The sequence below is a fragment of the Rathayibacter sp. AY1C9 genome (assembly GCF_002932315.1).
Classification (GTDB): Bacteria; Actinomycetota; Actinomycetes; order Actinomycetales; family Microbacteriaceae; genus Rathayibacter.
On sequence record NZ_PSVZ01000010.1, the window covers coordinates 1 to 13,294 of the forward strand.

Genomic DNA, 13,294 nt, shown 5'->3' on the forward strand with positions numbered 1-13,294 from the left:
GGAGGCGGCGCAGGACGCGCCGAGACGACGGAGGCCGCCGCACTCGAGCTCGAGTGCGACGGCCTCCGGACCGTCAGGAGCAGGCGCCCGCGCGTCAGGCCAGGCGCAGCAGGCGGCAGCCGTGCGGCCCGAGCTCGAGCTCGACGGCGCCGCCGACGATCGGCAGCTCGGCGCCGCTCCACACGTCGACGGCCGAGGTCGCGCCGGAGCAGCCCAGGTCGGCCAGATGCGCCGAGTAGGACCGCGCCGACGAGCCCAGCCAGAACACTCCGCGCCACTGCTCGTCGCCGCGCCACGCCGACCACACCACCAGGTCGCCGTCGCGGACGATCTCGCGGCTGCCGTCGCTGCCGAGCAGCGCGAGGACGTCGTCGTTCGTCAGCAGCGCCAGGGTGTCGGCGGGCGTGTCCGGGAGGTGCCCGCCCATCATCAGCGGCGAGCGGAGCAGGCACCACAGCGTCACGAGCGTCCGCTGCTCCGCGGGCGTGAACCGCGAGAGCCGGTCCTCGCCCACGTGCGCGCGCACGCCGATCCGCCCCAGCGGCAGCATGTCGGCGTCGGCCCACGCGCCGGGGCGCTGGTGCGGCGCCCAGCGCGCGGCCCGTTGGAACTGCTCGTGCAGGTGCGCCCAGTCGTCCCAGAAGTCGTCCGAGATCCGCCACATCTGCGCGGTCGACCGCAGCAGCTCGAGGTTCTCGAGCGAGAGCTGCTTGCCGGGCGAGAGGCTCAGCACCATCGGGCGGCCGGTCGCGTCGATCGCGCGCGAGAGGGCGGCGATCTCCTCCGCCTGGATCGGCGGGTAGAGCACGTCGTCGAGCTTCACGAAGTCGACGCCCCACGAGGCCAGCTGCGCCATCACGGAGTCGTAGTACTGCTGCGCGCCGGGCGCGTTCATGTCGACGCCGTAGTTGTCCGGGTTCCACGGGCAGACGTTCCCGCGGTCGGCGATGTCGGCGCAGGTCGCCTCCGCCCCGAGCACCGGCAGGCCGAGCTCGACGGCCCGCCGGGGGACGCCGCGCATCAGGTGCACGCCGAAGCGGAGGCCGAGGGCGTGCACGCGCGCGGCCAGCGCCGTGAATCCGCCCGTCGCCGCGGAGGGGAAGCGTCCGACGGCGGGCTGCGGGCGCCCCCAGTCGTCGAGCACCGGCTCCGACACCTCCTGGTAGTCGCTCGTGCCGGGATCGGGCTCGTACCACTGGATGTCGACGACGACCGTGTCCCAGCCGTGCGGCAGGAGGTGCTCGGCGAGGTACTCGGCGTTCGCGAGCACCTCCTCCTCCGTCACCGAGGCGCCGAAGCAGTCCCAGCTGTTCCAGCCCATCGGCGGGCGGCGGGCGGCCTCCGTGCGCGCGGCGATCACGACAGCTCCAGCGTCACGGTCGCGAAGGAGTGCGGGGGCAGCGTGACGCGCAGGCCCGTCGCCGTGGTCTCGATGCCCTCGAGGGCGACGGGGCTCACCTCGTCGGCGGCGCCGGGCCGGTTGTGCGCGTCGGGGCGGTCGGCCGTCAGGAGGCGGCCGGTCGCGCCGGTCACGGTCCCGCCGCGGAAGTCGAGGGAGACCTCGAGCGGCTCCTCCAGGTCGACGTTCGTCAGCGAGACCAGGACGCGGCCGTCCTTCGTGGAGGCGGAGGCGGAGGCGACCGGGATCTCGCGGCCGTCGACCGCGTGCGTCGGGCCGGCGACCGTGGTCGGCAGAACCGTCGCGTCGTGGTGCCCCTTGTTCATCTCGAACACGTGGTAGGTCGGCGTGCGGACCATCTCGCCGCCGTCCGGGTCCGTCAGCAGCATCGCCTGCAGGACGTTCACCGTCTGCGCGATGTTCGCCATCGTCAGGCGGTCGGCGAAGCCGTGGAAGACGTCGAAGTGCCAGGCCGCGACCATCGCGTCGCGGATCGTGTTCTGCTGGAAGAGGAAGCCCGGGTGGGTCCCCGGCTCCACGTCCCACCAGGTGCCCCACTCGTCGAGCACCATCCCGTACTTCTTCTCGGGGTCGTGGACGTCCATCACCGCGGCGTGCGAGCGGAGCAGCTCCTCGATCCCCTGCGCGGCCACGATCGTGCTCCAGTAGGTGTCGGCGTCGAAGTCGGTCGCGCTGCCCTTCGCGTGCCAGCTGCCGCCGATCGTGTAGTAGTGCACCGAGACCGACTCCCACGGCACGGAGGAGAAGGGATGCCCCTCGATCTCGGGGATCACCTCCATCAGCGTCTGCGTCCAGTGGGTGTCGGCGCCGTCGGCTCCGGCCGCCACGCGGTAGAGCGGAGTGTCGTTGCCGCTCTGCACGAAGGTCCCGAACTGCCGCGCCAGGTCGGCGTAGGCGCCGGCGCGCATGTTGCCGCCGCAGCCCCAGGTCTCGTTGCCGAGCCCCCAGAAGCGGACGGTCCACGGCTCCTCCCGGCCGTGGGAGCGGCGCAGGTCGGCCATCGGCGACTTGCCCGCGCCGGTGAGGTACTCGGCCCAGTCCGCCATCTCCTGCACGGTGCCGGAGCCGATGTTGCCCGAGATGTAGGCGTCGGCGCCGAGCAGCTCGCAGAGCGCCATGAACTCGTGGGTGCCGAAGGAGTTGTCCTCCGCGACTCCGCCCCACTGGGTGTTGATCAGGCCGGGGCGCTCCTCGCGCGGGCCGATGCCGTTGGTCCAGTGGTAGCGGTCGGCGAAGCAGCCGCCGGGCCAGCGGAGGTTGGGGATGTCGAGGGCGCGGAGGGCCTCGACGACGTCCAGGCGGATCCCGCCCTCGTTCGGGACGGGCGAGTCGTCGCCGACCCAGAAGCCGTCGTAGATGCACCGGCCGAGGTGCTCGGCGAAGTGGCCGTAGAGGTGGCGGCTGATGGTGGCGCCGGGGCGGTCGAGGTCGACGGTGACGGTGCTGTTCACGGGGTGCTCCAGGGTCGTGGCGGACGAATCGGCGGCGGCGGTTCCGGCGGCGGCGGTGTCGAGGACGCCGGGGTCGGCGGCGGTGCTCACGCGGTCTCGCGGACGAGCCGCAGGACGATCGCGCGGTCGGCGTGGAAGGTCGGCAGGTCCAGGCCCGCCTCGCCCAGCAGGCTCCCCGAGTAGGCGGGGGCCGGGGCGTCGGAGTCCAGCGGCACCGTCGACTCCAGCCAGTGCGGGCTCTGCCAGGGCGGGCCGAGCGAGCCGGGGCGCGCGGTCTCGATCCGGTAGCGTGCCCGCGGATCCAGGCCCGGGAGGCGGACGCGGCGGCGCGAGTCCGCGGTCAGCGCGGGCGTGACCAGCGTGTACAGCGCCTCCGAGCCGTCCGGCGCGACGACGCCGCGCAGCGACGGCGCGTCGGGGTCGGAGTCGTCGCCCCCGACGACCCGGCCGGTCGCGATCAGGCCGCGGTGCTCGCGGTACGCCGCGATCCAGCCCGCCAGCACGGGCTCCTCCTCCGCGTCCAGCTCGCGGAGGTCCCACTCGATCCCGAAGTGGCCGAGGAAGGCGATCGCGCAGCGGGTGTGCAGGTCGCTGGTGCGACCGGTGACGGAGTTGACCGGCGAGGCGACGTGCGAGCCGAGCATCTCCGGCGGCACGAGCAGCCCGGTCCAGCGCAGCATCCGCGAGCGGTCCAGCGGGTCCTGGTTGTCGGAGGTGTGCACGCGGTCGGTGCGCTCGAGGATCCCCAGGTCGACCCGGCCGCCGCCGGAGGCGCAGCTCTCGATCTCGAGCTCCGGGTGCCGGGCGCGCAGCTCGTCGATCAGCCGGTACAGCGCGAGCGTCTGCTCGTGCACCGCGGCCGTCCCGGTGGCGGGGTGGCCCGCGTCGATCAGGTCGCGGTTGTGGTCCCACTTGAGGTACGCGACGCCGAGGTCGGCGACCAGGCCGTCGAGCACGCCGAGGATGTGCGCGAACGCGTCGGGGTTCGTCAGGTCGAGCACCTGCTGGAAGCGGAACCGCGGCGGCAGCTCCTCGCGGGCCCGCAGGATCCAGTCGGGGTGCGCGCGGGCGAGGTCGGAGTCCTCGTTGATCATCTCGGGCTCGACCCAGAGGCCGAACTCCATGCCCAGGCCGCGGACGTGCTCGGCGAGGGGGAGGAGGCCGTCGGGCCAGGCGACGGGGTCGGGCGTCCAGTCGCCGAGGCCGGCGCGGTCGTCGCTGCGGCCGAGGAACCAGCCGTCGTCGAGCACGTAGCGCTCGACCCCGAGGGCTGCGGCGCGGTCGGCCAGCTCGGCGAGGACGGCGAGGTCCTGGTCGAAGTAGACCGCCTCCCAGACGTTGAGCGTCACCGGGCGCGGCCGGCGCGAGGAGCGGGAGACCCCGCGGAGGTGGGCGTGGAAGCGGGCGGCCGCGGCGTCGAGGCCGTGGCCGAAGCTGCCGGAGATCCAGGGGGAGGAGTAGCTCTCGCCGCTCGCGAGGCGCACCTCGCCGGGCAGGAGCAGCTCGCCGCCCCGGAAGGCGAGCCAGCCGTCGCCGCGCTCCACCGCGTGCTCGTGGTTGCCGCCGATGCCGACGTGGCAGAGCCAGACCCGGCCGTCGGCGGAGTCGAAGCCGGGGGTGCCGACCGCGACGACCGTCGTCGCGTCCAGGCCGGTGCGGCCGCGCCGCGAGGAGCGGGAGTGGGTGCCGGTGACGACGGGGTGGCGCTGGGGGATCTTCTCGGTGCCCCAGCGGCCGGAGAAGTCCAGGATCTCGCGGGCCTCGGTCGGGATCCGGAGGGCGGGGTCGACGCCGATCACCTCCAGGTGCCCGGCGCCGTCGTTGCGGACCGAGACGCGGGTCCTGAGCAGTCCGGCAGGAGAGAGAACGATCTCTAGGACGACCCCGATCCGGGCCTGCGCGTCGTGCGCCTCGACGGTCACAGCGGCGCTGCCGGCCTGCGCGACCGCGCCCTCCGCGAGGGCCTCCCCGTCCACCGAGACGGCGTCCACGGTCAGCCTCGGCGACCAGCCGGCGCCCTCCCGGTGCACCCGGAGACCCGGCAGGCCGGCCCAGCCGAAGGTGTGCTCGGGCAGTATCCCGGGCTCGTAGGGGACGTCGGAGGAGCCCTCGATCCCCGTCCGCGCGGGAGTTCTTGCGAAAGCTGCGAGATCGTCGTCGCTCGCGTCGAGTCGCGGACCCCAGTGCAGCAGCACGGGCAGGTCGCCTCCCGACTGAGTGAGGAGGGCGGACACGTCATCGGCGACGAGATGGATCACTCTCGGGGATTGCATGTCCCCATTCCTATCGTCGATCCTGGTCTGAGTACAGCGAGAGATCGATCTCGACCCTCGGTCGGATGGACCACCGCGCGGATCGACCCGCGCCGATCGACCACCGCTCGCACCGCTCACCCCCACCACCCACGGCCTCGACGAGGAGCACCCATGCCGCTGACCCACCCGGCCCCGCACGAGACCCGCCTGGAGCGCGGGGTGCTCGACGCGCGGCGGCGGCTCAACCGCGACTACCTCCTCTCGCTCACCGATGAGGGGCTGCTGCAGAACTTCCTGATCGAGGCCGGGATCGGCGACCAGGGCTGGCACCTGCACCCCTCGCAGGACTCGCGCGAGGCCCGCGGCCTCGACCGGCACTGGGGCTGGGAGACGCCGGGCTCCCAGCTGCGCGGGCACTTCCTCGGCCACTGGCTCTCCGCCGCGGCCCGCGAGGTCGCGGTCACCGGCGACCCGCTGCTGCGCGTCCGGATCGACTCCGTGCTCGACGGACTCGAGCGCTGCCAGGAGGAGAACGGCGGCGGCTGGATCTGGGCGATCCCGCGCGGCTACCTCGACCGCCTCGCGACCGGCCGCCCCATCTGGGCGCCGCAGTACGCGATGCACAAGCTGCTGATGGGCCTCGTCGACCTGCACCTCGACCTCGGCGACGAGCGGGCGCTGCGGATGGCGCGGGCCGCCACGGTCCCGCTGCTGGAGTGGGTCCGCGGATTCGACGACGCCGCGTTCCAGGAGATCCTCGAGGTCGAGACCGGCGGCATGCTCGAGGTCTGGGCCGACCTCCTCGCGATCACCGGCGACCCCGTCTACACCGAGCTGCTCGGCCGCTACGACCGCCGCTCCCTCTTCGAAGGCCTGCTCGAGGGCCGCGACGTGCTGACCAACATGCACGCCAACACCACGATCCCCGAGGTGCTCGGCGCCGCCCGCGCCCACGAGGTCACCGGCGACGAGCGATGGCGGAGGATCGTCGAGGCCTACTGGGAGCAGGCGGTCACCCTCCGCGGCACCTTCTGCACGGGCGGTCAGACCTCCGGCGAGATCTGGACGCCGCCCTTCGCGTTCGCCGCTCGCCGCGGCGAGAAGACGCAGGAGCACTGCGTCGTCTACAACATGATCCGGCTGGCCGACGTGCTGCTGCGCTGGACCGGCGACCTCGCCTACGCCGACTACATCGAGCGGAACCTCTGGAACGGCCTCCTCGCCCAGCAGAACCCGCGGACCGGGATGGTCGCCTATTTCCTGCCGCTCGAGGGCGGCGCCCGCAAGGACTGGGGCAGCCCGACCGAGGACTTCTGGTGCTGCCACGGCACGCTGGTGCAGGCGCACACGCGCCACTCCGGGCTCGTCTTCTACCGCGGCGGCGACGCCGAGCTGACGATCGCGCAGCACGTCGACGCGAGCCTGCGCCTGCCGACCGCCGCCGGCGACGCGGCCGTGCGGGTCGAGGTGCTCGACACCGCCGGCTACGTCGGCCCGGACGCCAACGCGGGTGCCGCGGGTGACGTGCACCGCCCCACCGCCTCGCGGATCCGGGTCGAGATCGTCTCGGAGGAGGGGGTCGCGCTGCACGTGCGGCTGCGGGTGCCGGAGTGGACCGTCGGCGAGCCGGGGGTCGCGGGCGACGCCGAGCGCGCCCGGGCGGGCGACGGCGCGCTCCTGATCGAGCACCCCGGCGGCCGCACGAGCGTCGACCTCGCCTTCGGCACCGAGATCCGCGCCGTGCCGATCCCGGACGAGCCGGGCACGGTCGCCTTCGTCGAGGGCCCGATCGTGCTGGCCGGCCTCGTCGACCGCGAGATCGCGCTGCGGGGCCGCCTCGAGGACGCCCCCGCCCTGCTCGCCCCCGACAACGAGCGGCAGTGGACCCAGTGGCTGCGCGGCTACCGCGCCGTCGGCCAGCCCGCCGCCGTCCGCTTCCGGCCTCTGCACGAGGTCGTCGACGAACCCTTCTCGCTCTACTTCCCGGTCTCGGCCGGGAGCTGATGGACAGGATCCCCTCCGTGACCTGCGCTCCGCGCTCATGACCGCCTCCACCGCCTCCACCGCCGTCCGGGCGATGCCCCGCGGCCGCCTCCTGCTGCCGATCTTCGCGATGCTCGTCGGCTTCGGGCCGCTCACCATCGACCTGGTGCTGCCGTTCCTGCCGACGCTGCAGGACGATCTCGGCGTCTCGGTGGCGACCGCCCAGCTGGTCGTCACCGGCGCCACCTTCGGCTTCGCGGCCGGCCAGCTCGTCTCAGGACCGCTCAGCGACGCGGTCGGCCGCAAGTGGCCGCTCGGCGTCTCGGCGGCGCTGCACATCGCGGCGAGCCTCGTCGCGGCGATGACCTCCGACACCGCCGTGCTGCTCTCGGCCCGCTTCGTCCAGGGCGCCGCCTGCACCGCCGCGGGCGTCGTCGTCACCGCCATCGTCCGCGACCTCTACAGCGGCAAGCGGCTCGTCACGATGCTCGCGAACCTCGCCGTGATCGTCTCGGTCTTCCCGATCCTGGTGCCCTCCGTCGGCGCGCAGCTGACCAAGGTGATCGACTGGCGCGGCTCCTTCCTCGCGGTCGCCGCCTGGGGAGCGCTCGCGACCGTGATCGCGCTCCTGGTGCTGCCCGAGACGCTGCCCCGCGAGCGGCGGCACCAGGGCGGGCTCGGCCCGTCGCTGCGCAACTCCTTCGGGATGCTCCGCCGGCCGCGCGTGCTGGCGCTCGCCGCCGCCTCGGCCGCGGGCTGGTCGGTCGGCTTCGCGTATCTCGCGACCGCTCCCTTCCTCTACACGAACGTCTACGCGGTCGGGCCCGACCTGTACGGGCTGCTGTTCCTGGTCACCTCGCTCGTGACGATCGCGGTCGGGCAGACGACGGGACGGGTGATCGTGCCGCGGTTCGGACCCCGGTTCGCGATGTCCGCCTCGGCGATCGTCACGGCGCTCGGCGCCGTCGTGGTCGCGGTGCTCGCGCTCACCGGCACGCAGCCGCTGCTCGTCGTCGTCGGCGCGCTGACGTTCGCGCTGGCCGGCCGCTCGCTCGGCTTCGCCCCGGTGCAGTACCTCTCGCTGCAGGGCCCGTCGAGCGAGGCGGGCAGCGTCACGGCGATCCTCGGCACGGTCAGCTTCACGGCGGCCGGACTGGTGATGCCGGTGATGGGCGCGTGGGCCGAGATCTCGCTGATCCCGTTCGCGATCCTGCTGCTGCTCGCGGGCCTGGTCGAGGGCGGCGTGGCGCTGCTGTTCCGGCCGGGCTCGCGGCGCTTCGATCCCGGGGCGCAGCGGCTCGAGGACGAGCCGGCGGGGGCCGCCGCATCGGCCGGCCCCCGCGCGCACGACGAGAAGAGCTGAGATGACCCTCCGGGAAGGAACCACCGTGGAACTGCGCTCCGGCGACTACACCCTCCGCGTCGAGGCGGGCGGCCTCGAGGTGCTCAAGGGCGAGCGCGTCCTTCACGCGAACGACCGGCCGCTGCGCGTCACGGTCAAGACCGTCGCCGCGATCAGCGAGTACTCCGGCGCGCCCTACGACGACGTCTCGCTGTCGGAGGGGGCGATCACCGCGAGCGGGACGATCACCGTCCGCTCCGGGTCGGCCTTCGCCGTCACCGACGTCTGGCGCGTCGCGGGCGACGGATTCTCCGTGCACCGCGACGTCGAGGTGCTGGCGGCCGGCGGCGACCTCGGCTTCTCCACCGCCGTCTCGCTCGGGCTGACCGGGTCCGACGACCTCCGCGACTACGAGTGCTTCGCCCCCGGCGCCTGGTACCGCGACAACGCCTTCGGTCCCGCCGACGCGATGGGCCGCGACCCCGGCAGCGAGTACTTCTGGCGCACCGAGACGCACTACGCGCTGCCGCTGTTCGCCGCGCAGAGCCTCGCGACCGGCGAGACCGTGGCGCTCTCGCGCTGGGCGGCCGACGCGACGCTGCCGCGCCTGGACGTGGTCCGCTCGGAGAACTTCACCGACCCGGAGTGCACCGTCGGCTCGATCGGCCTGAGCCGCCCGCAGGGCACGACGCTGAACTACCTCTATTACGGCTTCGGCGTGCGGACCCCGCTCGACGTGCCGCCCGCGGGCCTGTCGATCGACTACGTCCACCCGGGCGCCGACGGCGAGCGCCCGATCGACAACCCCTACTCCGGCCTCGACTACGACGCCGCCCCGAAGGCCCTGCAGCGGGTGAACCACCCGGTCGAGGTCGGCTTCCGCCAGCGCTACGCCGTCGCGGTCGACCTCGGTCGGTACGACGACTTCGCGACGATGATGCGCGCCACCTGGCGCAGCACCTACGCCCGGCTCCGCGACGACCTGTTCGAGGTCGACAACGAGCGGCACTTCCACCACGGCATGGCGATCCTCCAGCGCCTCACCCGCCGCTACGGCGACTCCTGGGGCCTGCCGTTCGCCTGCCAGCTGCCGGACCTCGACGTCTCGAGCGTCTCCTTCCAGTTCGGCTTCGTCGGGCAGCAGCCCGGCATCGGCTACCAGCTGCTGCGCTACGGCGACCGCGAGGGCGTGCCGGAGGCGTTCGAGCAGGGCGTCGGCATCGTCGACTTCTGGGCGCGGACCGCGCTGCCCGAGTCGGGCCCGCCGCGGATGTGCTTCAACCCCTCGCTCGGCGGCTTCGAGCCGTACCCGCACTACCTGCGGATGCTCGCCGACGGCGTCGAGGCGATCCTCGACGCCTACCTGCACCTGCGCGACCTCGGCGACGAGCGCCCGCTCTGGCTCGAGTTCTGCCGGCGGACCGCCGACTGGCTGCTCGAGGTGCAGGACGCCGACGGCAGCTTCCACCGCGCCTACAACGCCGATGGCTCGGTGCGGATGGACTCGCGCTCGAACACCCCGAGCGTGATCCGCTTCCTCGTGCAGCTGCACCTCGTGACGGGGGAGGGGCGCTACCGCGCGTCCGCGGTGCGCGCCGGCGAGTGGTCGTTCGCGAACATCCACCGGACCCTGGAGTACCGCGGCGGCACCTGCGACAACGCCGACATCCAGGACAAGGAGGCGGGCATCTACGGGCTGTTCGGCTTCCTCGCGCTGTACGACCTGACGGAGGAGCCGCGCTGGCTGGAGGGCGCCGTCCGCGCCGCCGACTACACGGAGACCTGGACGTACGCGTGGTCCTTCCCGGTCCGCGCGCCCTGGGCGCATCCCTTCAACCGGTACTCGATCAGCGGACAGAGCATCATCACCCTCGGCGGCGGCGCCGACGTCTACATGGCGGCCTGCTCGTACAGCTACTACCGACTGCACCTGATCACGGGCGACGAGCACTACCTCGATTTCGCCGAGTTCCTGCACCGCAACACCCGCCAGTCGACCGACGTCGACGGCAGCATCGGCTACGCGATGCCCGGCCTCGGCCACGAGAGCGGCGACTTCGCGACCCAGACCCTGCGCAGCCACCACCACTGGCTGCCCTGGTGCACCTTCGTCGAGGTCGACCCGGCCTCGCGCCTGCGCGACACCTTCGGCGTCTACGAGATCGCCGATGCGCAGCGCCTGCCCGCCGCCGAGCGGGCGGCTCGCAACCGCGTCTACGGCCGCTACGGGCACTCGCGGAGCTGAACCGACCCCACCGCATCCGGCGCGCGTCTCGTTCTCACGTCGACGCGGCCACACGGCGGGTCCGGCGGCCAGCGGGGACGACACCCGGTGCGCTGCTCCGCCTCCGTCGGCGGACCGGAGCTCGTTCCGCGTGCCGCAGCCGGACCCTCCGCAGCGCCCTCAGCCGCGCCACTCCACGTCCACGCGCACCGCCTCCGCACCGAGCTCCAGCCCGCTCGACACCTCGCGCCCGTCGACCCGCAGCACCGCGTCGCGCAGCGTGCGCACCCGCGTCCCGCCCGCCGGTGCCAGCCACTCCGCGCTCGGCACCCGCCGCACCCACAGCGACGCCCGTCCCGGCGACCACTCCAGCCGGTCCACGACCACCCCGCCGCGCGCGCGCAGCCCCGTCACGGCACCCCGCGCCCACGCGGACGGCAGTGCCGGCAGCACCGTCAGCGTCTCGTCATCCGATCCCAGCAGCATCGCCGCCACGAGCCCCGGCAGTCCGCCGCTGGCGTCGAGGTTGAAGATCCGCCCCGCGTCGTGCCGGGTCGTCAGCGTCGGTGACCAGTGCTCGACCGCGAGCCACTCCGCGCAGGTCAGCGCCGCCTCCCCGTCACCCAGCGCCGCCGCCGCGACGCCCACCTGCACCAGCCCGAACGCCATCTCCATCCGCCCGGGAGGAGCGGTCGGCGCCTCGGCCCGCCACGCGATCTTCGCCGCCACCGTCGCCGCCGCGGCGGCCCGCAGCCGCACCGCGGAGGCGCCGGGGCCCTCGAAGGCCGCGTCGCCCGCGTACCAGAGCGGGTACAGCTGCGACGCGTGCCGGTGCGCGATCTCCTCCGCGAACCGAGGGTCGATCCACTCCGCCAGCGTGCCGTCCTCGGCGACCCGGTACTCCGGCAGCTCCGCCACCACCCGCGCCCAGCGCTCGTCGAGCGAGTCGTCGCCGCGGGCCCGGCCGAGCAGCGCCGTCGCCCGCGCGGCGTCCCGCAGCACGGCGACGTCGATCGTCGCATCGACCGCTATCGGCGAGCGCGCACCACCCGGTGTGTTCTCGGGGGAGTAGGAGGGGACGATCCGGCGCACCCCGTCGACCACGGTCGTCCCGGTCTCGGCGAAGCGCAGCACGCCCTCGGCCAGCTCCCACAGCCGGTCGTCGACGATGCCGCGGTCTCCCGTGGCCGCGACGGCGTCGGCGGCCAGGCGCAGCACCCAGCCGCCGCAGCCCGTCCAGAAGAGGTGCGGGTAGCTCGCCGCGAAGTGGTCGGCGCGGCCGTGGGTCGACATCCGCGACGGCAGGAGCATCCCCTCGGACCCGTAGACGAGGCGCGCGTTGTCGCGGTAGTCGTCGAGGTGCGGCAGCACCAGCTCCAGGATCGACAGCGCCAGCTCGGGCGTGCCGGTCGGGATCATGCCCGCCATCGCTCCGTTCTGGACGTTGCCGTTCAGCGTGTAGTCGGCCGACCACGCCGGCCGCCAGGTGCCCTGCCAGACGCCCTGCAGCGTCGGCGGCAGCTCGCCGGTCGACGCGACGATGTTGGCCCGGCCGCTCAGCCAGGCCAGCTCGACCACGCGGCGACGGGCGCCCGCGTCGCCGGAGCGGGCGGCGTCCCACAGGTCCTCGGTCAGCTCGGCGTCGGAGGCGCCGTCGAGATCCAGCACGGAGGCGCCGACCAGCCGGCCGTGCCCCTCGCGCTGGGCGTCGCGCAGCTCCTCCCAGGAGAGGTCGGCGGAGGCGTCGGGAGCCGCGCCGATGGCGACGTCCAGCCGGAGCACGCGGGCGACCCCCGCGGAGATCTCCACGTCCGAGACGGCGGCGCCCCCGGCCACGCGCCACGTCGCTCCGCTCGTCGCCCGCGTCACGGCGCGGATCGCGGTCGGGCCCTCGCCCGCCTCGGCCGTGAGCACCGCGGAGGCGCCGCCCTCGACGTGCGACGAGACCACGGCCGAGGCGTCGGGCACGCCGGTGTCGAAGGAGGTCGCCTCGCCGGCCCCGAGCGCGAGCTCGACGGTGACGACGGTGTCCGCGGAGGACTCCAGAGCCAGCCGGACGCCCTCGCCGCCGTGCGGGGCGAGCAGGCGCACGGCGTGGCGGCCGCCGTCCTCGTCGGTCCACTCCACCGCGGCCTCGCCGCCGAGCGGATCGATCAGGCGGACCGCGGAGGCGACGCCGCCGGGGGTGCGCAGCGTGACGGTCGCGCAGAGGCCGAGCGGGTCGGTCCAGATCAGGCCGCCGTCGTAGCCGCTGTCGCGGGCGGCGCGGGCGAGCAGGGCGGTGGCGGTGTCGGAGTCGCCGGCCAGCAGGGCGCCGCGCAGCTCGTCGCGGACGCCGGCGAGGTCGGGCGCGTCCGGGCGCGGATTGACGGGGAGGAACCAGCGCTCGTGGGCGAGCGGGACGGTCAGGGAGTCGGCCGGGCCGTGCACCACGGCGCCGACGCGGCCGCTGCCGACGATCAGGCCCTCCTCCCAGGTCGGGGCCGCAGTGGCGGTGACGAGGGTGGGCGTGCGCGACAGTGCGCCGGCGATCGGGGCGATGATCGGTTCCTTTCGGGCTCGCGGGAGTGCCTGATATGTTGCGTGAACCCTCAAATTACCTCTCCCGGTGCGACGGCG

General features: G+C 74.0%; 7 protein-coding genes. 3 read left to right on the top strand and 4 right to left on the bottom strand.

What is annotated here, in order from left to right; genetic code table 11:
• Positions 1 to 94 precede the first annotated feature (94 nt).
• Genes C5D09_RS08750 through C5D09_RS08760 form a run of 3 tightly spaced genes read right to left on the bottom strand, consistent with a single transcriptional unit; the run spans position 95 to position 5,144 of the window.
• A complete protein-coding gene (locus C5D09_RS08750; RefSeq protein ID WP_258066958.1) occupies positions 95 to 1,360 on the bottom strand; it encodes a glycoside hydrolase family 27 protein in 1,266 nt (421 codons plus the stop codon).
• A complete protein-coding gene (locus C5D09_RS08755) occupies positions 1,357 to 2,961 on the bottom strand; it encodes an alpha-L-arabinofuranosidase C-terminal domain-containing protein (protein WP_308471884.1) in 1,605 nt (534 codons plus the stop codon). Before C5D09_RS08755 ends, C5D09_RS08750 begins: the two co-directional genes overlap by 4 nt.
• Positions 2,958 to 5,144 carry an alpha-galactosidase gene (locus C5D09_RS08760; RefSeq protein WP_104269106.1) on the bottom strand — a complete coding sequence of 729 codons (2,187 nt, stop codon included), beginning with the start codon at positions 5,142 to 5,144 and terminating at the stop codon, positions 2,958 to 2,960. The genes C5D09_RS08755 and C5D09_RS08760 overlap by 4 nt, the downstream gene beginning before the upstream one ends.
• 153 nt (positions 5,145 to 5,297) lie before the next feature.
• Here C5D09_RS08760 and C5D09_RS08765 point away from each other — a divergent pair, with 153 nt between their 5' ends.
• Genes C5D09_RS08765 through C5D09_RS08775 form a run of 3 tightly spaced genes read left to right on the top strand, consistent with a single transcriptional unit; the run spans position 5,298 to position 10,696 of the window.
• Positions 5,298 to 7,130, top strand: a complete 1,833-nt coding sequence (locus tag C5D09_RS08765; protein ID WP_181135020.1) for a beta-L-arabinofuranosidase domain-containing protein — start codon at positions 5,298 to 5,300, stop codon at positions 7,128 to 7,130.
• Positions 7,131 to 7,167: 37 nt separating this feature from the next.
• Positions 7,168 to 8,472, top strand: a complete 1,305-nt coding sequence (locus tag C5D09_RS08770) for a multidrug effflux MFS transporter (RefSeq protein WP_104269107.1) — start codon at positions 7,168 to 7,170, stop codon at positions 8,470 to 8,472.
• Between the two features lie 25 nt (positions 8,473 to 8,497).
• Positions 8,498 to 10,696 (top strand): hypothetical protein, encoded by a 2,199-nt coding sequence (locus C5D09_RS08775; RefSeq protein WP_104269144.1) that lies wholly within the window; start codon positions 8,498 to 8,500, stop codon positions 10,694 to 10,696.
• 159 nt (positions 10,697 to 10,855) lie between these two features.
• On the opposite strand, the gene C5D09_RS08780 is transcribed toward C5D09_RS08775, so the two are convergent.
• Positions 10,856 to 13,270, bottom strand: a complete 2,415-nt coding sequence (locus C5D09_RS08780; protein WP_146085622.1) for a glycoside hydrolase family 95-like protein — start codon at positions 13,268 to 13,270, stop codon at positions 10,856 to 10,858.
• Between the last annotated feature and the right edge of the window lie 24 nt (positions 13,271 to 13,294).

Coding starts and splice junctions, on each gene's coding strand:
- C5D09_RS08760 (WP_104269106.1), bottom strand. CDS start 5,144: ATGCAATCCCCGAGAGTGATCCATCTCGTCGCCGATGACGTGTCCGCC.
- C5D09_RS08765 (WP_181135020.1), top strand. CDS start 5,298: ATGCCGCTGACCCACCCGGCCCCGCACGAGACCCGCCTGGAGCGCGGG.
- C5D09_RS08770 (WP_104269107.1), top strand. CDS start 7,168: ATGACCGCCTCCACCGCCTCCACCGCCGTCCGGGCGATGCCCCGCGGC.